This is a genomic window from Planomicrobium sp. CPCC 101110 (assembly GCF_007859395.1).
Classification (GTDB): Bacteria; Bacillota; Bacilli; order Bacillales_A; family Planococcaceae; genus Planococcus.
The window spans coordinates 1-24,528 of the sequence record NZ_VOHD01000008.1; the positions used below are offsets into that span (position 1 = coordinate 1).

Below are 24,528 nucleotides of genomic sequence, written 5' to 3' on the forward strand. Positions count from 1 at the left end.
AGCTCCCCGGGTTCCGCTCGACTTGCATGTATTAGGCACGCCGCCAGCGTTCGTCCTGAGCCAGGATCAAACTCTCCATTATAGAAGCTTGATTGCTCATGCTGGCGCTCGCCGTCCCGAAGGACGCGCGAATCGCTTGATCTAGCCAGGCTTGATCAGTAGTTGTTTGCTCAAGCCGCCAAAGCGGCTCTCGCAGAAATTTGTTTCGGCGTTCGGAACGCCTCAACAATCTTTGTTGACGTTTTGCTGTTCAGTTTTCAAGGTTCAAATTGCACTGCCTTTCGCGACAGCTATAACAATATATCACTTACAGAAATCCGTGTCAACTAAAACTTTCAATAAGATGATACGGGACTGCCTGAATCTCCGACAGCTTTATCATTCTATATTATATCCAATGCAAAGTCAACTCGCGTCCCGCAATCTTATAACTTATTATTCTGGGGACACTTTCTAATATACCAGCATCAATAATAAATGTCAATTAATTATCAGAAAATAAATAATAAAACATAAAATTATTATTTCTGCTGTAAAACTAATTATAACAGAAAATTCTAATAAATAAATGACAAAGATATTACAAATTTGAAAGGGATATTTTCCTTTTCATAGAAAGCTCTGAGAATTGCAAAGGCATCTCCGGCTCCCCAGTCTTGGCCTTAACATCTCCTATAGATTGATTTCTATAAAAAATGCATGCGCCAGCCTCTCCTATTGCATCTTCCTTCTATATTAACAGGAAATCTTTGCATACAAAAAACCCGCCAGTAACTGGCGGGTTTTTTGTCATTCTACTAAGAAGATAAAATACAAAATGAAAATAATGAACAAGCCATACATAATCGGGTGCACTTGCTTCCCTTTGCCCGCTGCTATCATCGTGATCGGATAAAAGATAAAACCGATCGCGATGCCGGTTGCGATGCTGTAGCCAAGCGGCATCGCAATCATCGTCAAGAAAGCCGGAACAGCAATTTCAAATTTCGTCCAGTCAATTCTTCCGATTGCAGAAACCATAAGGACACCGACAATGATCAAAGCTGGTGCAGTTACTGCGCTAGTTATCACCTCTAGCAGCGGATAGAACAAAATAGATACTAAGAACAAAATGCCTGTAACAACAGCGGCAAAGCCGGAACGCGCTCCAGCTGCTACGCCGGCAGTCGATTCAATATAAGATGTTGTAGTTGATGTCCCAAAGATCGCCCCGCTTACCGTAGCAACTGCATCCGCCAGCAATGCCTTGCCGGCTCTCGGCAATTTGTCGTCCTTCATCAGGCGGGCTTGGCTAGCTACTGCCACTAGAGTTCCAGCAGTATCGAAGAAATCAACGAACAAGAAAGTCAGCACGATAATAAGAAACTCAAGGGTCATCAACGAACTTGGATCGTGCAGGATTGGATCCAGAGCCACGCCAAATGTCGGGGCCATGCTCGGAACGTTAAAGTCGATAACTGAACTTGGCAAGTTTACAATGCCAAAGATCATTCCGACAACAGCGGCAAGAATCATCCCGAAGAAGATTCCTCCTTTGATCCGGCGGACCATGAAAATGACTGTTACAATCAACCCGAAAATCGCCAACAGTGTAGAACCATTCGATAAGTTTCCTAAACCGACCATAGTGGCAGGATCAGCAACGATAATTCCCGCATTTTGAAAACCGATAAAAGTGATATATAATCCGATGCCTGCTCCGACAGCCAATTTCAAATCGGCTGGAATAGCATTGATGATTGTTTCACGAATTCCTGATAACGAAAGAACAATAAATATAAGTCCAGAAAATAAAACGCCGGTCAATGCAGTTTGCCAAGGAATGCCGTATGTCAGAATAACTGTATAGGCGAAAAATGCATTCAATCCCATTCCAGGAGCGAGCGCAATCGGATACTTCGCTAAAATCCCCATAATCAAACAACCAATCGCGGCAGCCAGTGCAGTTGCCATAAATACAGCGCCATAATCCATTCTTAACGATGCATCAAGATCCGGAACGGAATCTAGCGTCAACGTTAGCGGGTTTACCACTAAAATATAGGCCATCGCTAAGAACGTAGTTAGCCCGCCGATAATTTCACGGCGATAGTTTGTCCCTAGTTCATCAAATAAAAAATACTTCTTCATGTTCTTCCTCCGTGTGTTGTCGCACACATGCCTTAAAAACAGAAAAACGCACACAGCGATTTGCCGTATGCGTTCGATTTTTCCTTCCATGGTCAAACCATCTGAAAGGCATCCACTTCTTCTAATAGAATGGATAAAAATCGTAGTCAAGTCATTTACGGTAACTCGGTAGAAACTTTCGGGCCATATCCCCGACATTATACGACAACGTTATTTAATTTCTTTTGTAGGATAACATCATTCTCCCCTTAAAACAATACTAAATCCGAACAATAAAAAAAAATACCACATCAAAGTTCGTGAATTTTCAATAATATTTCACTGTTTCAAAACGAAGGATAGTTTAACCCTATTAAAAAACCCTTCCGAGATGCCAAAAGCAGTCCAGAAGGGTTTTTTCGCTTTATATTATTCCCACTCGATAGTTGCAGGCGGCTTGCTCGTGATGTCGTAAAGAACCCGGTTGATGTGCTCTACTTCATTGACTAAACGAACGCTGATTTTTTCCAGTACATCCCATGGTATACGCGCCCAATCCGAAGTCATGCCATCGATCGAAGTAACTGCACGGATGCCGATTGCGTAATCATACGTACGGGCGTCTCCCATCACGCCAACGCTGCGGATATCCGGAAGCACCGTGAAGTATTGCCAGATGTCACGGTCAAGCCCTGCTTTTTTGATTTCATCACGCAAAACCCAATCCGACTCGCGGACAATGTTCAATTTTTCTTCTGTAATAGCCCCCATAATACGGATGCCAAGGCCTGGACCCGGGAATGGCTGGCGCCAAACAATCTCGTCCGGCATGCCAAGTTCTGTTCCAAGAGCACGGACTTCATCTTTGAACAAAGTGTTCAACGGTTCGATCAGCTTGAACTGCATATCTTCCGGCAATCCCCCCACGTTGTGGTGGGATTTGATCGTTTGGGCAGTGGTTGTTCCACTTTCAATAATATCTGTATACAGTGTCCCCTGCGCCAAGAAGTCCATGCCTTCAAGCTTAGACGCTTCATCATCGAACACATAAATAAATTCGTTGCCGATGATTTTGCGTTTTGTTTCAGGGTCGGATACGCCTTCCAGCTTTTTCATAAAGCGTTCACGAGCGTCAATTTTGATAACGTTCATGTGGAATCCGTCAGCGAAAGTTTTCATGACGCTTTCCGCTTCACCTTTTCGCAAAAGCCCATGATCGACGAACATACATGTCAGCTGATCGCCAATCGCTTTATGGATCAACACAGCTACAACCGAAGAATCCACACCCCCGCTTAATGCGCAAAGAACTTTTTTATCGCCGACTTCTTCGCGAATCTTTTCGATTTCAAGTTCGATGTAGTTTTCCATCGACCAATCTGCGCTCATGCCGCAAACATCAAAAACAAATTGGCGCAGCAGCTCGTTGCCGTAAATTGAGTGGCGCACTTCCGGGTGGAATTGAACACCGTAGAATCCGCGGCTTTCATTTGCCATTGAAGCGATCGGACAGCCAGCGCTTGTTCCAATCACATCAAACCCAGGAGGGGCTGCGGTTACTAAATCGCCATGGCTCATCCATACAATCTGTTCTTCAGGCAAACCTTTGAACAGCTTTGTTTCTTTTGTCAGCTTGAGTTCCGCTTTTCCGTATTCTCGGTTTTGCGCTTTTTCCACTTTACCGTCAAGGTGCAGCGCCATCAATTGCATGCCGTAGCAAATGCCTAAGATGGGAAGACCCATTTCAAAAATCGCGTCATCTACCGAAAATGCATTTTTATCGTAAACAGAATTCGGGCCACCTGAGAAAATAATACCTGTCGCGTTCATTTCTTTGATCTCATCAGCTGTTACTGTGTGCGGATGCAATTCGCTGTAAACTCCAATTTCACGAATGCGGCGTGTAATCAACTGATTATACTGACTGCCGAAATCCAGCACGACGATTTTCTTTTGCTCTTTCAACATTGGACTAACTGGCACAACTTTCACCTCTTCTATTCAATTAAGTTCCCAAAACAACAAAAGAACGCGAAAATATTCCTCGCGTTCTCCTGCTCTACATCAAAAAAGTGAATGCGCACGCCAAAACGGCATGCAGCATCCACCTTCATAGTCAAGTCATTTCCGGGGACTTGGTAGAGACATCCGATCCATATCATCGGACATATATGAGGGCACTTGTAATTTATAATTTTCTCAATTGTACAAGCTGGACCACTCAAAATCAACCGCTTGTGCGATTGATTAAATTTTCCCAACTTTCCTTCAGTTCATGCCAATCCACAGAATCGCCGTTTCCTCCATAAACCGACCGCTCATAGGCTGCGGTTAACCGGGACATTTCATGCGTTCCAAAAAATGAGTCGATGTATGCTGCGTAAGAACGCAAAGTTTGCCCCTCCCCCCGCTTGATGCCGTACAGATCAAGCTGTTTCAAGAGCCTCAAGTAAGCTTTCTCAAAGGTTTGGGCACTGCCGCTGCGTGTACGGTAGTACGGAATCAGCACTTTCGGCAGCCATTTGCTGCGCATTTTGAACAAGAGCGCCGCAAGCAAAGCCAAGCCGATGAGGCTCCATATGATTTTCGCTTTGTTTTCAGTGAAGAACTGGTTTAGCCGCTCCCGGACTGTAGGCCCTGAAATTTCCGTTCCCGCTTCGTCCATTTCTGGTTCTTCAGGTTGAAGCGGATCTGGACGGTCTGGCATTTCGGCATCTTCCGGGGTGGTTTCCCCTGTTTCCAAATCAAATTCCACGTCCGAGGAACCCGTAAAACCGATAGTCGGTTCAAAAAGCATCCAACCGACACCCGGCATGTAAGCCTCTACCCATGAATGCGCATTGTTATTGGTGATTTCGTAAACATCCCGGCCATCAGACGCATTGATCAATTCTCCTTCATTAAAGCCTTTTACCCAGCGTGCCGGAATATCAAGCGCCCGCAGCAGCACGACCATTGAAGTAGAGAAGTTGTCACAATATCCCCTTTTTGTTTCAAACAGGAATTGATCCACATAATCCTGCCCTTCTTCAGGAATAGGGATGTCCTGCTGGCTGTACTCAAAATTATTGTTGCTGAAATACCGCTCGACCGCCCGTGTTTTATCATAAACGCTGTCGGAGCTTTCGGTTATTTCCACCGCCAAGTCTCTTACCCGCTGGGGCAACTCATCTGGGAGCTGGACAAACCGGTCAAACTCCGCAGGCAATTCTTCCAAATCTTCAACTGACGTTTCTTGCAAGGCAGTTAAACTGAACGACGGCTCCGAAAATTCGACTTCATAAAGCTCCGGTTCGAAAACTGAGCCATTGAGAAAAGTATCGAACCGCTGATCCGCAGTATCATATTCGTAATCCGGCGTTTCATTCATTAAGAACGATTTGGTTCCATATGGATACAAGACAAACGGAAAATCTTGCTCCATCGACAATAAAGCGGTCGTTTCTTGGTCTGGATCCCCTGGTGCAAAGTCTGTGTCGACTTGCTGTTCATTGCCATAGACAATTGTATCGCCAACATTCCTCGTTACCCGCCAGCCTTTCGTCGTGTAAAAATCTTTCGATTCCACTTTCCAATACTGCCCGTCTTCCACTTCCGCCCGGAACACGGGTGTATCATCACCGATAAATGATCCGCCAAGCTGTGAATCGTCGACGCCATAGCCGATTCTGCCGACTGCTCCTCCTGGACCGGTGCCCGCTTCTCCTGAAAAGGAAGTGATGTAAGGAACCGGATCCGGCCAAATAGGCCCTGATTTTGGCAGATAGAGTGCCACAGCAGTTGAAGCGGCCACCATTAGAAACAGCGGAATAACATAAGTTGCGATTTTATCGATTTTCACGGGAATGCGATGAGTTTCTATCCAGCGCGCTAAATGCAAAAGTCCTGCAAGCATGAGTCCAATGACCATGATCCGGATTATAGCGGTATCCCCGGTATAAGGGCTGAATGTATCCAATACCGCGATAAACACCACAGTAAGCAGATAAAACAGAAATATGCTCAACCGGAAACTCACCCAGTAATGGATCAAATAGACAGCCATCCATAACAAAGCAAAAAACAGAACGGTCCTAAAAACGTCTGTCGTTTCCGCCCAGTTCTGGGAAGTCAACGCTATGAAATTCGCCGTAAAATCCGACCACAGGAAGACAATTGAGCTGTTCGAAAAGAACCCCTGTCCTGTATAGACATAGACAATGAACCATAAAACATAAATGGTTTTGACAGGACCGGAAATCCACCACGGCACTTTCGCCAGCGCCATCACTAGCCCTAGCCCTATAAATATAAGAAAAAGCGGTTTATGGGCAGTAGCCGTCAAAGACATCACCGGAGTCAGCCATTCGGCCAGCAATAAAAAGACCAGCACATACAATACCGCCATAAACACTTTGTTTTTTCGGATGCTATTCACTTTCGGCTCACCTCCGTAAACACCGATGAAAAATTCTCTGGGCCGATTCTTTTGACGATAAACCCCTTAGAGCGGGCAAACTGATGCGTCACTTCATCTTCCGCAGAAATTTTTTCCCCTTTGTCCGCTACAACCAAGCACATGCATGTATTCAGATGCTTGACATTTCGTTGAATACTGGAAACCATATCCATTGTGAGACGGCTCGTGACATACAATAAACTCGAAGCTTTCACTTGCAACAGATCTTGGGCGGCCACTTCTTCTACCGGCTTTTCCAAATCGGCCTGCACTTTAGTCAAATGGTACATCGCCCGCTGCAAATGTTCTTCGGTTTGGATAACCGGAAAATAATCATGCGTTTTACCGATTGATAAATAAGCGACATTGGAATGCGAACGGACAATTGATTGGAGAATCGAAGCCACCAGTTCAACTTGGGTTTCGAACCGGTCTGATGGCAAACGGTCATCAAGCAAAAACAGATCCTGGGACTGCCGGTCTTCGAATTCTTTGGTCCGCATAGTCTGCGTGCGGGCAAATGACTTCCAATGGATCCACGAAACCCGGTCCCCCGGGGAATAATCCCTTATCCCAGCGGCTGTAGTCGTATCTTTGACAAGCGTGAAAGGAGCAGCCATCGCCCCTTGGTCATATCTCGATTCCATTGGGCGGTATGCTATCTCGACGGCATTCGGGTATACGAGGACAACTTGCCTTAATGGCAGCAGCTTCGACTTTTTCACCCATCCGAAAAAGTCGCCAATTTCAATCTGGATGCCCTCTAAAACGTGTTCCCCGCGCGGCATATTTTCAATTTCATAAGTCCAAGAGTAGGATTTCCGGAATCCCGGAACCAACATGTCTTTCCGTTCAACTTCAATGCGTTTTTTCAGAGCGGTTGACTGGGTCTTTTCACTGAGAACAGTGTACAGCAAAGGAAAAGGAAAAGAGCGACGAATGTCGATCGTAGCCGAGAAATTCCCGCCTTTCCTTATTTGGGCGGTGTGGATTTTACGAGTCACTTGAATGTCTTGCAGTGGATAAAATGTCAGCAGTAAGGAGTATAGTGCAAACGGAAGAGCCATGTAAAAAATAAACCAGCTGACAAAGCCGCCTTGAAACATGGCAAACGAAAAAGTAAGTATAAGGATGACCAGTACAAAGACCAGCCTCCCCCATAAATCAAGAAAATGTTTGGCCTGGCTCATTGGCCGACATACCTTTGGACAGGCACACGTGTCTTCGCCAGAATACGGTCTGTGATTTCTTCTGCAGTCACGCCATCATAACGGGCTTCAGAGCGCAGCATGATACGGTGGCCAAAAACGAACTTCGCCAAATGCTGCACATCGTCCGGCGTTACATAATCGCGCCCTTTCAACATCGCGTACGCTTGGGAAGCTTTCATCAAAGCGATCGATCCGCGCGGGCTGACCCCCAAATACACATAAGGTTCCGTACGCGTATGCCGTGCCAGTTCAACGATATAGCTCCGGATGGTTTCATCGACTTTCACCAATTTCACTTCTTCTTGGAGCCGGATCAGCTCTTCAAGTGTAATGACAGACCGGAGATCTTCAATCGGAGCGGAAATTTGCGAACGGCTCAACACTTCCATTTCTTCTTTTGAAGAAGGGTAGCCCATTTTGATTTTCAGCAGAAAGCGGTCAAGCTGGGCTTCTGGCAGCGGATAAGTCCCTTCATATTCGATTGGGTTCTGGGTCGCCATAACGAAAAAAGGTTTCGGGATTTGCATTGTTACACCATCGATTGTCACGGAAGCTTCTTCCATTGCTTCAAGCAGAGAGGACTGGGTCTTAGGCGAAGTTCGGTTGATTTCATCCGCCAGAACGATATTCCCCATAATCGGACCCGGGCGAAAATGAAACTCCATGTCTTTTGGGTTGTAAATCGAAACACCGATAACATCGGAAGGAAGAAGGTCTGGCGTAAATTGAATGCGCTTGAAATCCGCGCCCACCGACTTCGCCAATGCCCTCACCAACATCGTCTTTCCGACTCCCGGAACATCTTCAAGCAAGACATGGCCGTGCGATAACATCGCAACGATGCTCAATTCAGCGATATTCCGCTTACCGATAATCACTTTTTCTATGTTATCAATCACTTGCTCTAATCGTTCTTGTGCCTTCATCCTAGATTCCTCCAATGAGTAGCTATAGCTGTTTGAATATTGTCACATTATTATCATCTAGCATAACGAATTCCGGGACAGAACTCAACTTTCGCAACCCTTAAATCGTTTTTTGCAAAAATAAAAACAGAGCGCTATAAAAGCTGCTCTGTTTCAGTGGTTCATTTCCAGAAATCATCAAACACAGTGATCGGCAGATGGCGTTTATGCTGGGTTTTCAAATAATAGCCTTCCAGCTTTTCCTGTGCATCTTCTGGTATTTTTTTGCCTTCCAGGTAATCATCAATCATGTCATATGTTAGCCCTAAAGCGACTTCATCCGGAATGGCCGGTTTTTCTTCTTCCAGATCTGCAGTCGGAATCTTCATGTATAAATGCTCCGGGCTTCCAAGTTCTTTTAGCATGGAACGCCCTTGCCGCTTGTTCAACCGGAATAGCGGCGTCAAATCTGCTGCCCCGTCGCCAAATTTCGTGTAAAATCCGGTAATCGCTTCTGCTGCATGGTCTGTCCCAAGCACTATTGCTCCATGGTAAGATGCAATTGAAAATTGGACTTTCATCCGTTCACGGGCCTTTTCGTTTCCTTTAGCAAAATCACTCAAATCTATGCCCGCTTCGTTCAATGCACGGTCACTGGCATCGACCGCTTCTTTAATATTCACCGTATAAACTTTTGTCGGCTGGATAAACTCGATTGCATCCTGTGCATCATGTTCATCAAATTGTTTGCCGTATGGAAGACGGACTGCATAGAAGCCGTATTTGTCTTCCCCAGCTTCTTCATTCAGTTCGTTGACTGCCATTTGAGCCAGTTTGCCCATCAGCGTCGAGTCCTGCCCCCCAGAAATTCCGAGCACAAAACCTTTTATGAAAGAATGCTTTTTTGCATAGCTTTTCAAAAACGAAATGGTCCGTTCAATTTCTTCTTTCGGATTTATAGAAGGTTGTACTTTCAGTTCCTCAATGATTTGCTGCTGCAACGTTGACATTTGTTTTCCCCTTTCTAATCTCTTAAATATTGGTGGATTGCATCTCTAACTTCCTGGATGTTCCGCATCTTGTTGTCCCAGCATTTTTGGCTCAAGTCGACCGGGTATTCCTCTGGGTTCAGGGAGCGCTTGTACTCATCCCAAAGCAGGTTCAAGCTGTTTCGCGCATAATCCTGCATTTTCTGCAATGGCGGATTCTCGTAAATGATTTCCCCGTTTTCGACCACAAGCTGATGAATGTCGACCGCTTCAAAATTCGTCACGAATTTCGAGACATACGTATGGACAGGATGGAACATCTTCAATCGTTTTTCAGAGGCTGGATTTTCATCTTGCATCGCAATATAATCGCCTTCTGATTTTCCGTTTTCCCTATCTATAATGCGGTAAACTTTTTTCAATCCAGGCGTCGTCACTTTTTCCGCATTTCCGGAAATTTTGATCGTATCTTCCATGAATCCGTGGTCGTTTTCAATCGATACTAATTTGTAGACGGCCCCAAGCGCCGGCTGGTCATAAGCAGTTATCAATTTTGTGCCGATTCCCCATGAGTCGACACGCGCGCCTTGCGCCTTCAAGTTCAGGATGGTGTATTCGTCCAAATCATTCGAGACGACAATTTTAGTATCCGGGAACCCTGCTTCATCGAGCATCTTACGCGCTTCTTTCGACAGGAAAGCGATATCTCCGCTATCCAGGCGGATTCCTTCGAAGTTGATTTTATCCCCCAACTCTTTGGCCACTTGAATGGCAATCGGCAGGCCGGACTTTAACGTGTCGTATGTATCTACTAAAAACACACAGTTTTTATGGCGTTTCGCATAAGAATGAAAGGCCTCGTACTCGTTTTTGTACGCTTGTACAAGCGAATGGGCGTGTGTTCCGGCAACCGGTATCCCAAACTTTTTCCCTGCCCGGACATTGCTGGTCGCTTCAAGGCCGCCGATAAAAGCAGCTCTGGTGCCCCAAATGGCAGCATCCATTTCTTGGGCGCGCCTTGTCCCGAATTCCATTACACGTTCTTCTTTGACAATTTGCTTGATGCGGCTAGCTTTTGTGGCAATAAGTGTTTGGTAATTCACAATATTGAGCAGGGCGGTCTCAATCAGTTGGCCTTCGACAAGAGGAGCCTCTATTCGAAGGAGCGGCTCGTTCTGAAAAACCACTTCCCCTTCAACTACGGAATAGACATTTCCGGTAAATCGGACCGTCTTCAAGTATTCGATAAAGTCTTCTTTATATCCTACTTCTTCCCGCAAATACTCAAGATCGCTGTCTGAAAAGCGGAAGTTCCGCAAGTACTCAAGCAACCGTTCAAGCCCCGCAAAAATTGCATAGCCGTTCCCGAACGGCAATTTCCTGAAAAACAGTTCAAACACCGCTTTTCGTTCGTGCATGCCATCCGCCCAATAAGCTTCCGCCATGTTGATTTGGTATAAATCGGTATGTAGAACCAAACTATCGTCCGTGTAGCGTTTTTGCATAAACTTCACCTTCCACCATCAGTAATAAAACCAATTATACACTAGTAAGGTCTTATCAATAAACGTAAGTCCATTCTTCCTCATAATCAGCTTTTAGTTTTTATACCCCTTACTTCTTGTTGACAATCCATTTCCAGCATGGTATATTAAATCAGTTAACATCGAGGTAGCAAAGAGGTATTTTTGATATACTGGCATTCTACGTAAAGTTTTTGAGAATACTTATTCACACTGGCGCGATTTAAGGATCGCAAGGACGTAAAAGAAGGCAGGGTTTACGTTGCTTAAGTTAGAAAGCCACCAGTGGAACAATGACCGCGGCACTGAAAGATAAATCTTTCTATGGAAATTATCCCCATTAAAGTGGGTTGAAAAATTGAATCAAATCTATTTTATGTTACCTTACAAATTAAAGGGCTATCCTCACATCGAGGATAGCCCTTTTCCAATTCGTTTTCGCACCAATCAGCGGTTCAAATAGTCAGTGACGGCTCCTTTGGATGAACAAGAAACGTTGTGCGCATATTTTCCAAGGACGCCTTTACTGTGGAGCGGCGGAGCCACCCATTGCTTGCGGCGTTCTTCCAGCTCTTCTTCCGATACATCCACGGAAATCTCCTGAAGATCCGAATCGATAGTCACCATATCGCCTTCTTTCAGCAAAGCGATCGGGCCTCCCGATTGTGCTTCAGGTGCGATATGTCCAACGACCAGCCCGTGTGTTCCTCCAGAAAAACGTCCGTCCGTCAATAAAGCGACGCTTTCGCCCATGCCTTTTCCTACTAGAATGGCTGAAATCGACAGCATCTCGGGCATTCCCGGACCGCCTTTTGGACCCACATAGCGAATGACCAATACATCGCCGTCGTTGATTTCATTGGCCATAACGGCTGCTGTTGCATCCGGCTCGTTATCGAAGACGCGCGCCGGGCCTGTGTGGCGTTTGACTTTGACACCGGATACTTTTGCGACCGCCCCGCTTGGAGAAAGATTGCCTTTCAATACGATTAGCGGGCCGTCTTTCCGTTTCGGATTATCGAATGGCATGATCACTTGCTGTCCTTCAGTAAGACTAGGTGCATCCTGTAAGTTTTCAGCCACTGTTTTTCCGGTGACAGTCATGCAATCTCCGTGAAGGTAACCTGCTTCAAGCAGCATCTTCATGACAGCCTGCACTCCACCGACACGATGAAGATCCTGCATAACATATTTGCCGCTCGGTTTTAAATCTGCTAAATGCGGAACTGTTTTTTGGAGGCGGTTGAAATCGTCGATTGTTATATCCACCTCTGCCGCATGCGCAATCGCCAGCAGATGCAAAACAGCATTAGTCGATCCGCCTAGGGCCATGACTACCGTGATGGCATTTTCAAACGCTTCTTTTGTCATAATGTCTTTCGGATAAATGCCAAGTTCAAGCAAATTATGCACGGCCGCGCCCGCTTTTTCACAATCCGCCAACTTTTCCGGAGATACTGCCGGATTGGAAGAACTGCCCGGCAAGCTCATGCCCATTGCTTCTGCAGCAGAAGCCATCGTGTTCGCTGTATACATGCCGCCACAAGATCCGGCACCCGGGCAAGCTCCACATTCTACTTTACGCAACGTTTCATCGTTGATGTCGCCATTGTTATGCTGCCCGACGCCTTCAAAAACAGAAACGATGTCAATGTCCTGCCCGTTATGGCGCCCTGGCGCAATCGTCCCTCCATAAACAAAAACAGCCGGAACTTCGGAATTCGCAATCGCAATCAAACATCCAGGAATATTTTTATCACAGCCGCCGATCGCTACCAGTCCATCCAAACTTTCAGCCCCAACAACCGTTTCAATGGAATCCGCGATAACATCACGGCTGGAAAGCGAATACTTCATGCCTTCGGTTCCCATCGAAATGCCGTCTGAAACTGTTATGGTATTAAAAATAAGCGGCACTCCCCCAGCTTCTCTTGCCCCTTTTTTCGCACTCGTCGCCAAATCATCAATATGTATGTTGCACGGCGTTACTTCGCTCCATGTACTAGCGACGCCGATCATCGGCTTTTTGAAATCTTCATCCGTTACGCCAACTGCCCGCAACATCGCCCGGTTCGGTGCTTTCATCGCTCCATCGAATACTTTACTGTTAATCCGCAAATCTTTTTTCATGCTGCATCTATCCTTTCTTTTTACTTATTATAGAGAAGTTCTTACACAATTCAATGAATTTTAAAATATTTTATCCTATTAAAACAATTTATTTGGTGAAAAAACTTCATTCCGAGCCAATTACAGAGAATTTCAGCGCCCTAAGCTTTTGAGTGTTCTCTAAGGAATCCGGAAAACCCGGATCCCTCTTCGCTAAAAATAAAATACAGAAAAGCAAAGCCCCATCTTGTATAATAAGTGCAAAAGGAGGCGATCCAGCTGCTGATCAGAAAAGCCCATTCCTCTGAATATGAAACCATCCGGAACCAAAGGCTCGCTTCTTATGGACAATACGAAAATCTCATTTCTCCGGAACATTGGCGTGTTTTAACAGGGACGCTGTCAAAAGAGAGCGATAAACACCCGGACGTCAGCCTGTTCGTTGCTGTAATAGATGGCCAGATAGCGGGAAGCGTCGCTTTATTCCCCCCAAAGGCAAAAGCATACGAATGGGACACCGAAGTTTTGGAGTATCCCGAAATCCGCATGCTCGCTGTGGATTCCGGATTCCGGGGCAATGGCGTCGGAAAAGCGCTCGTTCATCATTGCATCGAAGTTTCAAAGGAACTGGGAGAAAAACGAATTGGGCTCCATACAGGAAACTTTATGGAAAGCGCCATGAAATTATATGAAAGTATTGGTTTCGAGCGGGTTCCAACACTTGATTTTGAACCATTGGACGACGGCATCATTGTCTTGGCATATCAGCTCGACCTTCAGGCAAATAAACAAGAGGCCCCCTTCACCAGCTGACGGGGCCTCTTTCTACATTTGCTGAAAAGGATTTTTCCATTCCATCAGCAAAGCGTGGTTATGGGATTCTTCATCATCCAAATAATTCGGCACTAGACAGACCGGCGTCCGGCCGCAGCGCATTAAAAATGTAATAACCGGATCACGCAATTCGCCGTCGATCACCTTATCCACGTATTGGCTTGGCGAAAGCTGGTCTGAGTGCCGATGGTATCCCGGCATCCTTGCCCCTCCAAGCACCCGCTCCAACCGGTCATGCACCACCCGTTCATATGCTGCCTGCATAAGCAGCTTTCCCAGATCCAATTGGCGAAAAGCCGGTTTGACGCAAATATCCACTATGTATAAAGTTTTGCCATTTGGGTTATGCGTGCTTATGTAGCCATTCGCAGTCACTTCCTCCCACGTATGTTCAGGATGCTCCGGATCAAAATCAATCAATAGCCCTGTCATCGACCCGACAACTTCTCCATTGACTTCCACGCAAAATGCGCCATCCGGATAATGGTTGATATGGCTCCTCAGCTGTTCTTCTTTCCACCATAAATCAGATGGAAACGGCGGAGGAAAACTTTCTTGCTGAACCGCAATCAAAGCTTCAAAATCGCTTGCCTTGTAATTTCTAACCTTAGCCAGCACCGGTTCATTCTTTTGAAAGACGAAGCACTCTTTTCGGTACAAATTAACCACTCCCTTACTCCAAGAAATTCATCTCTTTCAACTATACAATTCTGTTTTCTTGTTTGCACAGCATATTATAAAAAAGTAAAAAACCCTTTCAACGGAAAGGGTTTTGAAAATCCATCGCCGATTTTCGGATCGGCTTTAAAATGGCGGCAAAACATGCGGTCCTTTGTCCATTGGCGCCGCTTTCTGGAAATCAGATGCAGCAGCCAATGATTCTGTTTGTATAAAACCGATTAAAGAAAATAACGGGAAAGCTGCAAGAAAGCCGGTACAAAGCGCAGCAGCCAAAATCGCCTTTTTCAATGCCATGCCAATTCACCACCATTCCGGTCTTGATAAACACTGTAAAAATGCGCCTTTTCCCACTCTTTCTTCTTTTGGTAATGAAGGGCGAGCTGGAAGGCAAGCTTTTTCGCTTCCCTTATATAACCATTATTTCTGAAAAATTGGAACATTTTTTCTTCATGATGGGTCAAAAGTTTTGATTGGGAAACCCTTCGTTTTTCGAAATAGTCAATATAGATCTGAAAGTATTCTTCCTTTTTCCCAGCGTTCGCTTCCTGCAATTCGCGGATGAACCCTTTTGTATCTTGTCCCGTTTCTACTGCAGCTTCCAGTATACTAACCAGGATTGCCTTGAAAAAGTATGAATCCGATGGAATCTTGCTTTTGATTTCTTGGAGTTCTTTTACTGCTTGGCTGTTCTCCCCCTTTTTCTTAAGGAGTTCCGCCTGATTGTAGATTGCCTGATAATGCAATTCCAGCTGGCCGGTAATCAAAGAATTCCGCTTTAATATTACATATAGCTCAGCCGCCTGCACAAACATGTTTCTTCTTGTGTAGTTGATTGCCAGCAGCAATTGCGCATGCAGCAGGCGGATATAATTATAATGAAACTGGTAATTCCGCACAGCCAACTCCGCATAAAAAGCTGAACGCTCATAACGGTCTTGGAGAGTCAACAGCCGCGCTTTCTGATAATAATATTCCCCTTCGAATTTTTGCGGGATGTTTTGTATCCCTTCTTCAAGCCCATCCAACAATTGCAGTGACTGTTCGGTCCGTCCTTTCATAGTATAGTAAACAGAAAGGAAAAAGTGATAAAGCCACTTTTCAGGAGCACTGAAAGAACCCTTAAGGCGCTCAAGCAAATTTTTTTGGCTTTCCGCCTTTCCATGATCATTATCAAATGTATAAAAACGGAATTTGTAAAGCTCGTATTGGTTCACGAGCTCCGTAGACTGGATATAGTCGTTTTCCTGTTCAAGCTCTTCATACCGCTTGCGCATAGCCGCAAGATCAAAGTGTATGGAGCAGTCAATAAATTCACCAAGCTCTTGTTCAAGCCGCTTATGCTTCTCAATTTCAGTTTTCCACTGGACCCCCATCTTTGCCAGCAATGCTCGAGTGGTTGTTTCATGGGGAATATAGGAATTGGATTCAATTTTGCTTAAATGCGAGATTGAACAAATGCCTTCTGCCAGTTGCTGCTGTGTAAGCTGATGTTTCGAGCGGTAATATTTGATGACGGAACCAACGTTCATAGCCTCACCCTTTTTGTATGAATACTGAAATATTACCATAAAAAAACAGTTCCGGCATAATGCCGAAACTGTCGGACCTGCTCTTATTGAACACGGGCGAATCCGAAACCTGAAGCGTAATCGTCGCCAGTTGCAGCTCCGTACCCTGAACGGATGTCATAGAGTTTCGCACGCCGTTGCAATTCACTGCGAACCGCGGTATTCGACGCTGTCGGATTTGTTGCCCATAGTTTGGCAGCCAATCCAGCCGCGTGCGGCGAAGCCATCGAAGTTCCGCTGATGGTCGCATAGCCGCCATCATACCATGTTGAGTAAACAGCTGCTCCAGGAGCTGAAATTTCAACATCACCTTTTTGGATAATATAATCGCCGTCCGTTCTGCTGTAACCGCGAGATGAGAAGTCAGCGACGCGGTATGTGCTGTTTTGAATTACATTTTCAAGAGCGGCTACTGCTACAGCATTCTGTAAAGCGCCCGGATAGCCAATCGATCCTTGGTAAGGCCCTGAATTTCCTGCTGCCGCAATAATCAGCACGCCTTTTGAATATGCGTAATTCACTGCATTTGTTATCAAGCTGCTTTCTGCAGAAGAGCCGAGTGACATATTGATGACTACTTTGGTATTCAAAGCAGTCGCTTGATCAGCAACGTGGCGGATAGCGGTTGCGATATCGTCAGAATAACCGGACCCATCGTCACCAAGAACTTTATAGGCCCATAAATCAGCAGACGGTGCTACACCATAAACGCCGGTGCCGGTTGCTCCGCCATCCGCCAACGCCGTTCCAGCCACGTGCGTTCCATGTCCTTGGCGGTCGATGCAAGAACCGTCTACAATGCTCGATGCCGTTGTGAAGTCTTTGCACTGTTCAAGATTATTCTCCAGATCCGGGTGACTGGCGTTGACTCCAGTATCAAGCACGGCTACATTGATGCCGGCTCCTCCGGATGTTTGGGTCAATGTGCTGTTGTTGTAGATTGCTTTAATGCCCCATGGCGTCGATTGGGAGGCAGCCATTGTTGCATATGCCGCTTCCGGTTTTGAAGAAGTTTCTTCTATTGTATATTCAGGCACTTTTTCGACAGTCAAGTTTTTATTTTTCTGCAAGGCGTCAAACTGGCTGCTATTCATTTCAGTCGTAAAGCCTTCATCTGCAAAATCCCATTTGACTCCATAGCGACCTTTCAATGATTTCTTTTCTTTTTGATTGTCTGTGTCGATCAGTACGCGGAATTTTTCATTGCCATGTGTTTTTGAAGCTGTGCCTTCCCCATTTGCACTGGCAGCCATCCCTGGCACCAACAGAGTTGCAGTCAAAATGGCAGTTGTTAAAAATTTTCCCGATTTTTTCATCGTTCAATCTCCTTTTCCATTTCTGTTATTGGCGAAAAAGCAAAGCCCGGCGTCCCGAAATCGCTTTCCCTGCATCTTTTGTTGAAGGGGCCACAACTAAAAGGTATCAGAAAGAGAAGCATTGCGTAATTGGGAAAATTTTATTTATATTTTTAATCTATTGGATGAATTAGGTAATAAAGCTTCCATCTATATACCTGCTGTATGTTTTCCACATGAAAAGCCGCCCTTTCTAAAGAAAGGGCGGCTAGTTCCAGTTTCTTAACTCAGTTGATCGAGTGCGGTTGTGACTTGCCACTTGATTCCAAATTTATCTGTCACTTGGCCATATGACGGGCTCCAAAACGTTTCTTGCAGCGGCATTCCGACTTCGCCGCCCTCCTGCAGTTTGCCGAAAACCTCTTTTGATTTGCCGACCGTGCTTACCGTCAAGGCCAGTGTCACTTGGGAGCCAAGTTGGTATGGCTGGCCCGGAAATGAATCCGACAGCATCAAATCAGAAGTGCCTATTTTCAAGTGCGCATTCAAGATCCGATCTTTCACATCATCGGAGACAGATTCTTCGGAGTTGGTCTGCATATCTCCGAAAGTTTGAATGTTCACTATCTCAGCATCCAAAGCATCTTCGTAAAATTTTACCGCGTCTTTCCCATTGCCGTCTGTCACTAAATAAGGATGAATCGAGACAATCATTTTTCCACCGCCTTATCAGCAAGGCCGCTCGTTTCGTCACAACACAAAATCTTCTTTCGCTTTTTTTTCTTGGTCGAACGGCCGGAAATCGGTTCCCGTCATTTGGCTGATTGCGTCGATAAAAGTATTTGTTGTATGCGGAGTGTCGTACAACTGGGCAAAAAAAGCCGCTCGCTTTTCTTTAGCGATAGCGTCATAACCTTTGCCTACCATCCAGCGGCCATAATAATAGGACGGATAATAGGTTTTTTGGATCGGATCCGAGAAAAAGCGGAAGCAGTTGGCTGCTTCGACTTCACTAAGATTGCCTTCTGTTTTCATATATTCAATCGCTTCGGTTTTGTCGATATCGCCATCATTGAACAAGAAACACGCATTTGTCTGCGCCATTCTTTGCATGTCGATATAGTCCCGGGCAAGCTTGTATTGCCGTTTTTTTTCAAGCGGAACCCCTTCCGCCTCTTCTTCATCGCGGTCCCATCCCAAAAAATGCAACGCGCTTTCAGGACCCCCTTCGAACAGCGCGTTTGTCGGACTGTTGATCAAGTAATAGGAAGCTTCTATCGGCAATTTTCCTTGCTGGAACAAATAATCCCATCGGCAATAAAATGCCTGATGCCCCGGATATCCTTCATGCGCCATAATTTGGGCAAGCACCGGTTCTGTCCATGGACGGTCGATGTTGAAGGTTAAGTTGCCCCGGTAATTCCCTGTGTACTTTGAATATCCGCTCCAAAAAACTCCTGTGATCGGCTTGATCCAATCGATCCCATCTTCTTCGGGCAATGAAATAATCCGGTTCAAGGTTCCTTCCTTGCTTTTTTCTCTCATGGATTCCGCCACTTCAACAACCCGATCCGGTGGAATCAGCGTTTCTTTATGCCACTGTTCCGCTTTTTCTTTCAGATTTCCTTTATATCCGAGATTGGCCAGTCCTTCTTCGACCACTTGTTTTTGCTTCCTCATCGTTTCTTCCGCAATCAACGCTGAAGGCAATTGCTGGATATTAAGGACATATTCCGAATAAGGGAGTGCATCGCCTTGAAGGCTGCGGGCAAAATAACGGTAGGCATTAACCATTGCCCGCAGGTAACGCCCCGGATGTCCTTCAAGCTCCTGGATTTCCCGTTCCACTTCCTCGATTTTCCGTGCGATTTGATCCAAATCCATTAACGATGACTGTATGCGGCTGTAGCTTGCTGTAGCCACTTCCTGCTTATGAAGTTTCAGCGCCTGCTTGTTCAAACTCAGTACGATATCGACAATCGCATCTCCGGCCGGTTCAGAAGTCCACCGCAATACCATCCGCTTCTCCCCCTTGTGTCCGCTCAAGTTTCCACAGCTTTTGAATATCTTCCACAATCAACTTCATCATCATGTCGTATAATTGCTCTCCTTTTTCTGCAGTAGCCGCTTCTGCATTTCCGGAAAAAGCTTCCGGATAAAGCGTCTTGCCTCCGTCTTTGAAACGGAAACGCTTCGGAAGCGGAATCTCGTGGCTGCCGACGCCTTCCGTATAGGCGTATGATTCATCGATGGCGAGCACTAAAGCAGTTTCATCTTCGCCAGCATGTCCTGGGTCCGGCGTAATCTGTTTAATATCTTCCCGGTAATCCAAGTACCAGTTGATGGTCAGCGTCCGGACATTCAAATCCGCCAGTTTTTCCGTGACAATATCCAGGCTCGAAATATTGCCGCCGTGGCCATTGAACAAAATGATATTGGAGAATCCATTTTTTTGAAATCCTTGGCAAATGCTAAAGACATAATCGGAAAAAGCTTCCGCAGACACATCGATGGTTCCGGCAAAAGCGGCGAGTCCCCAGGAATGGCCATAAGCCACTTCCGGCGCCATCAAAATTTTATCGCCCAGCGCTTCCTCCAGGCGCCTGACAAATTCCCGCGGAATCAGCACGTCGGTGCCAAGCGCACAATGCGGTCCGTGGGCTTCAATCATCCCAATTGGCACAAGGACGGTGTTTGCTGTTTTTTGGAAGTCCTTGAACTGGTTCAAATTCATCGTCATCATATCCATACCTAATGCATTCTCCTTTTCCGCTGCTCATTCTGCCCCTACCAGAATAGGCGGCAATATTTTCGCTTGCGTCTGTTCCAATTGATAAGCGGTTTGCAGCAATTCCATATCGCCGAAATGCGGCCCTGCCAGCTGCATGCCGACGGGCAAACCGTCACGGGTAAAGCCCATGTTCAATGAGACAGCAGGATGTCCGGAAATATTGAAAGGTCCGGTAAACAGCATTTCATCCATTTCTTCGCTGCCGATTTCCGGATCTTCAGCAGGAGCCGGAAAGGCGACAGTCGGCGTTAAAATAACGTCAACTTCTTTGAATAGCGTTGAGACGGCATCGGTATAGCGCCGCAAATCTCTCAGGCCAGCCAGATAATCGACCGCTTTTTGCCCCATGCCCGCTTCAATTTGCCGGTGCGTCATTTCCGCATAGTCATCTTTTCTGTGAACCCATTTCCGGTGGATATGGGCAGCTTCCGGCAACAGTACCTTCAGCACAATTTCTTCAGTTCGGTCCCAATCCCGGACTTCGAATTCAACCAGTTCCCAGCCAAGTGCCCGCATCAGGTTTAACGTATGTTCATAAATTTTTTGAACGTCGGGTTCGAGCATTGTCAATTTATGGTCCGGCAGTATGCCGACCCGTTTCCGGCTTGAATGTCCAAAGCGGTCCAGGTCAAAAGCTGTAATTTTGCCGGAGGCCGAATGGGGGTCTTTCGGGTCGTAACCGGCAATCGCATCCAGCACGACTGCAGTATCTTTGGCGCTCCTTGCAATCGGCCCTGCATGATCAAGCGACCACGACAATGGAAAAACGCCATAGGTACTGACCAATCCCCTTGTCGGTTTCAACCCGACAGTTCCACAATAGGATGCCGGGATGCGGATCGATCCGCCCGTATCAGTTCCGAGTGAAAAATACCCAATGCCGCTTGCAACGGCCGCCACCGATCCACTGGAAGAGCCGCCAGACGTTTTAGACAAGTCCCATGGATTGTTCGTCTGGCCAAAATCGGGATGCACCACCCCATACGCAAACTCCAGCATATTGTTTTTCCCGATCAGGATGGCGCCGTTTTTGGTTAATTTGCTTAGCGCAGATGCCGTATAATCCGGAATAAAGTCCTTTAGAATTCTGGAGGCGCATGTGGTCAATGAATCCTTCTTATAGAACAGATCTTTCGCCGAGTATGGGATTCCTGCCAAGAGGTGAAGCTGACCATTTTGCATGAAGGCTGCTTCCGCTTGGCGGGCTTTTGCTAATGCAGCTTCTTCCATTAATGTAATAAACGCATTCAACCGGGGTTCCAGTTTTTGCAGCCGTTCATACGTTTGTTTCGTCACTTCCACTGGCGATACTTCTTTTCGCCGATAAAGTGCAGCTGCTTCCAATAGGGATAGGTCCAATACGGAGGCCATATTTTCACGCTCCCACTGCAAGCAACGGATCGTTATCATTGATAGCGAGTGAGCTGACCAAAAAAAGTACAACCCCTTCTGTATGAGAAGTGATTTGTTTGACCGCCTCGCCGAATTCATTTGTCAATTCGCCCAGAACCTGCCCTTTTTTTACTGTATCGCCGATTGAAACAGCCGGATACCATAAGCCTTTGAAATCCGACCGGTACCAATCAAATACCGAAATGTAAGTGGATCCGCTTTTCTTCACTTCTCCTGCGAGAACGCCCAGCGACACTAAAATATTTTTCACGCCGTCCTGGAGAAGCGCCGAATGTTCTTCGCTCAAAATCCCTTGCTGGCCCGCCTCGGCAATAATGGCGGGAATGCCTTGTTCTGCTGCGCAGCCATATGTAGATCCTGGAACTTGGCCGCTGCTCCCGATAACATATTCGATATCAAATAGCGACGCCATTTCTTTTGAAGCTTCCCGTACTTTTTCGTCTTTGGTGACGTGATAAATCGAAAACGGCACCAGCGCTTCGATCATATCGCCGCCATGCAAATCCACAATATAGTCCACTTGCTTGAAAACCAGTTCGTTCAGCCAATAGGCGAGCCGTTCTGCATCTGTTCCGTTTTGGTTTCCCGGAAACATCCGGTTCAAGTTTTTTTGGTCCCGCGGATGAACATAAATGCTGCGCGCGTAAAAAGAGGCCGGATTGGCGATCGGAAGAACAATGACCTTTCCCTTCACTTGATCAGGATCGAGTGCTGCACCAACCTTTTGGGCAGCATCGATTGATGTATATTCGCAGCCATGGATTCCGCCTAGTACGAGTACTTTCGGACCCTCCTCAGAACCATTGACCAAAAAAGCCGGCAGTTTTTCTTCTATTGACGGGAGTGTCAAATAGTCTTTGTTTTTTTCTCCAGGAGCAACAGACAAAGATCCGATTTCCCATTCAGTTCCCATCCTTATCATCCCTTCATCTCTTTATAACGGAGCTTCCGCTTGCCTATTCTTAAAAAGGGGGATGCGGCTGCATCACGCAACCGCTCCCGCTCGGTGTTATTGTTCTTTTGTGATTTTATGGAACGGCACGTACCAAACATTCATCGGATTCAATTCATAGCCTTTCACCCAAGTTCTTGCAGCAGCCTGCAGGTTCGGTTGGGCAACGAAAATATACGGCACTTCTTCGGCCATGATATTTTGGATTTCCTTATAGTTGTTTTCGCGCAGGCTTTCGTCTGTATTGGTTCTTGCTTCTTCCAGCAGTCGATCCACTTCGCTGTTTTCATAAAAAGCCAAGTTGAATCCAGGGCCTTTGCTGGATGAATGGGCAAAGTACCAAAGGTTGTAGTCCGGGTCTGGATAATCCGGAGTCCAAGAAACCAAACCGAAGTCATGTTTTCCGCTTGTTACAAGATCCAGGAATGTCGGCCATGCATAAGTTTTGATATCTAATGTCACGCCCACTTTTTCAAGATCCGATTGCAGGAGCAGCGCCGTATTGCTGCGCACTTCATCATTTTCAGAAATGGCGATTTCTAATGTGAGGCCTTCAGCTTGGCCTGCTTCTTCCAACAGCGCTTTCGCTTTGTCCAAATCATATTCGTAAAGTTTCGCATCCGGATTAAAGCCGAACATGCCTTTCGGAACCGCCCCGACAATGCGTTCAGCTTGTCCTAGATAAACACTTTCAAGCAAGGCATCATAGTTGATGCTGTGGGCAATTGCTTGGCGGACCCTTACATCAGACAAAGGGCCGCTCTCGATGTTCATCGGCATGTAATCGATTTGGTAGCCGGTGGCTTTGACAATTTCCACGCCCTCCGTCCCTTCCATTTGGCTGAGAACTTCCGGTGAAATCATGGAGTTGTCGATCAAATCGATTTCTCCTTTTTCAAGCATCAAGCGTGCCGTAGAAGCTTCAGAAACAAAATTGATGTTTACCGTCTCCATTGTAGGTGCTCCACCCCAATACTCCGGATTGGCTTTCATCACCAATTTTTCTCCCCGATCCCAGCTTTCAAGCGTGTATGGGCCTGAACCCACCTCTGCTTCAGCAAGGAAACTCTCGCCCAAATCATCTCCGTGGTTTTCTTCCAAGTTGGGATTCAAAATGCTGGCATAAACTGTACCCAATGTGCTGATAAATGGCGCAAATGGCTGCTTTAACGTGATTTTAATCGTATGGTCGTCGACAATTTCAAAACTGTTTTCATCGATGACTTTGTTGAAAATACCAGCTGCAGATTTTCCGACATCAATAGCGCGAGTGAATGAATACTGTACCGCTTCTGCGGTTACAGGCGAACCATCGTGGAAAGTGGCATTTTCCACCAAGTGGAACGTATATTCTTTGCCGTCTTCTGATACTTCATAGCTTTCCGCCAACATTGGCTGCGGTTCTGTGGAAGAACCTTCGAATGTAAACAGCCGGTCATACAGCATGTACATGGCACGGAAAGCCGTGTTTGCCGCTGATCCATGCGGATCAAGCTGCGGGATATCTTCATTGGTCGCAAAATTGAACACTTTATCATCGAAATTTTCGTTTGCCGCCGGCGCCTGAGTATCTGAAGACTGTGTTCCTTCCGTTTCTTCGCTGTAATTTTGGCATCCTGCCAGCACAAAAGCCGCCATTATTAAAAATGTCATCAGTTTGAACCATCGATCTTTGATTTTCATTCTACTTCCCCCTTAGTTTTGAATGAA

The 24,528-nt window shown here is 46.1% G+C and carries 19 protein-coding genes, 1 rRNA gene and 2 riboswitches; of the genes, 1 reads left to right on the forward strand and 19 read right to left on the reverse strand.

Features of this window, described 5'->3' with window-relative positions:
- From FQV30_RS11905 to ilvD, 9 genes are all read right to left on the reverse strand, one after another.
- A 16S ribosomal RNA gene (locus FQV30_RS11905) occupies window positions 1-82 on the reverse strand; the annotation flags it as partial.
- 707 nt (window positions 83-789) lie between these two features.
- Entirely contained in the window at window positions 790-2,130 is a 1,341-nt protein-coding gene (locus FQV30_RS11910; protein WP_146500380.1) for an NCS2 family permease, read from the reverse strand.
- A 123-nt stretch (window positions 2,131-2,253) separates the two neighbouring features.
- Window positions 2,254-2,355, reverse strand: a riboswitch (purine riboswitch).
- 183 nt (window positions 2,356-2,538) lie between these two features.
- A complete protein-coding gene (gene guaA / locus FQV30_RS11915; protein WP_146500381.1) occupies window positions 2,539-4,077 on the reverse strand; it encodes a glutamine-hydrolyzing GMP synthase in 1,539 nt (512 codons plus the stop codon).
- 125 nt (window positions 4,078-4,202) lie between these two features.
- Window positions 4,203-4,304: riboswitch (purine riboswitch) on the reverse strand.
- Window positions 4,305-4,336: 32 nt separating this feature from the next.
- Complete coding sequence (locus tag FQV30_RS11920; RefSeq protein WP_146500382.1) at window positions 4,337-6,526, reverse strand: transglutaminase TgpA family protein; 2,190 nt, start codon at window positions 6,524-6,526, stop codon at window positions 4,337-4,339.
- On the reverse strand, window positions 6,523-7,737 hold the full coding sequence (locus FQV30_RS11925; protein ID WP_146500383.1) for a DUF58 domain-containing protein: 1,215 nt from the start codon (window positions 7,735-7,737) through the stop codon (window positions 6,523-6,525). Before FQV30_RS11925 ends, FQV30_RS11920 begins: the two co-directional genes overlap by 4 nt.
- Window positions 7,734-8,684 carry an AAA family ATPase gene (locus tag FQV30_RS11930; RefSeq protein WP_146500384.1) on the reverse strand — a complete coding sequence of 317 codons (951 nt, stop codon included), beginning with the start codon at window positions 8,682-8,684 and terminating at the stop codon, window positions 7,734-7,736. Before FQV30_RS11930 ends, FQV30_RS11925 begins: the two co-directional genes overlap by 4 nt.
- A 161-nt stretch (window positions 8,685-8,845) precedes the next feature.
- Entirely contained in the window at window positions 8,846-9,673 is an 828-nt protein-coding gene (gene nadE, locus FQV30_RS11935) for an ammonia-dependent NAD(+) synthetase (RefSeq protein WP_146500385.1), read from the reverse strand.
- Window positions 9,674-9,687: 14 nt separating this feature from the next.
- Entirely contained in the window at window positions 9,688-11,157 is a 1,470-nt protein-coding gene (locus FQV30_RS11940) for a nicotinate phosphoribosyltransferase (protein WP_146500386.1), read from the reverse strand.
- A 465-nt stretch (window positions 11,158-11,622) separates the two neighbouring features.
- Window positions 11,623-13,305, reverse strand: a complete 1,683-nt coding sequence (gene ilvD / locus FQV30_RS11945) for a dihydroxy-acid dehydratase (protein ID WP_146500387.1) — start codon at window positions 13,303-13,305, stop codon at window positions 11,623-11,625.
- A gap of 237 nt (window positions 13,306-13,542) precedes the next feature.
- On the opposite strand from ilvD, the gene FQV30_RS11950 reads away from it, so the two are divergent.
- Entirely contained in the window at window positions 13,543-14,097 is a 555-nt protein-coding gene (locus FQV30_RS11950) for a GNAT family N-acetyltransferase (protein WP_255473429.1), read from the forward strand.
- 12 nt (window positions 14,098-14,109) lie between these two features.
- Here FQV30_RS11950 and FQV30_RS11955 read toward each other — a convergent pair whose 3' ends face one another.
- The 10 genes from FQV30_RS11955 to FQV30_RS11995 all read right to left on the reverse strand — a co-directional run bounded on the left by FQV30_RS11955 (window position 14,110) and on the right by FQV30_RS11995 (window position 24,501).
- The gene (locus tag FQV30_RS11955) at window positions 14,110-14,778 is read right to left on the reverse strand and encodes a GNAT family N-acetyltransferase (RefSeq protein WP_146500757.1); all 669 of its coding nucleotides are present in this window, start codon (window positions 14,776-14,778) and stop codon (window positions 14,110-14,112) included.
- A 144-nt stretch (window positions 14,779-14,922) separates the two neighbouring features.
- Window positions 14,923-15,093: a hypothetical protein gene (locus FQV30_RS17985; protein WP_186725639.1), complete on the reverse strand. Its 171-nt coding sequence runs from the start codon at window positions 15,091-15,093 to the stop codon at window positions 14,923-14,925.
- The gene (locus tag FQV30_RS11960; RefSeq protein ID WP_255473430.1) at window positions 15,084-16,328 is read right to left on the reverse strand and encodes a helix-turn-helix domain-containing protein; all 1,245 of its coding nucleotides are present in this window, start codon (window positions 16,326-16,328) and stop codon (window positions 15,084-15,086) included. Before FQV30_RS11960 ends, FQV30_RS17985 begins: the two co-directional genes overlap by 10 nt.
- Window positions 16,329-16,411: 83 nt before the next feature.
- Entirely contained in the window at window positions 16,412-17,683 is a 1,272-nt protein-coding gene (locus FQV30_RS11965; protein WP_146500389.1) for a S8 family peptidase, read from the reverse strand.
- 261 nt (window positions 17,684-17,944) lie between these two features.
- The gene (locus FQV30_RS11970; protein WP_146500390.1) at window positions 17,945-18,376 is read right to left on the reverse strand and encodes a VOC family protein; all 432 of its coding nucleotides are present in this window, start codon (window positions 18,374-18,376) and stop codon (window positions 17,945-17,947) included.
- Window positions 18,377-18,412: 36 nt separating this feature from the next.
- Entirely contained in the window at window positions 18,413-19,681 is a 1,269-nt protein-coding gene (locus FQV30_RS11975) for a hypothetical protein (protein ID WP_146500391.1), read from the reverse strand.
- Entirely contained in the window at window positions 19,659-20,411 is a 753-nt protein-coding gene (locus tag FQV30_RS11980) for a creatininase family protein (RefSeq protein ID WP_146500392.1), read from the reverse strand. Before FQV30_RS11980 ends, FQV30_RS11975 begins: the two co-directional genes overlap by 23 nt.
- A gap of 27 nt (window positions 20,412-20,438) precedes the next feature.
- On the reverse strand, window positions 20,439-21,824 hold the full coding sequence (locus tag FQV30_RS11985) for an amidase (RefSeq protein ID WP_186725640.1): 1,386 nt from the start codon (window positions 21,822-21,824) through the stop codon (window positions 20,439-20,441).
- 4 nt (window positions 21,825-21,828) lie between these two features.
- Window positions 21,829-22,779 carry a M14 family metallopeptidase gene (locus FQV30_RS11990; RefSeq protein ID WP_186725641.1) on the reverse strand — a complete coding sequence of 317 codons (951 nt, stop codon included), beginning with the start codon at window positions 22,777-22,779 and terminating at the stop codon, window positions 21,829-21,831.
- Window positions 22,780-22,875: 96 nt separating this feature from the next.
- A complete protein-coding gene (locus tag FQV30_RS11995; protein WP_146500395.1) occupies window positions 22,876-24,501 on the reverse strand; it encodes an ABC transporter substrate-binding protein in 1,626 nt (541 codons plus the stop codon).
- Window positions 24,502-24,528 lie beyond the last annotated feature (27 nt).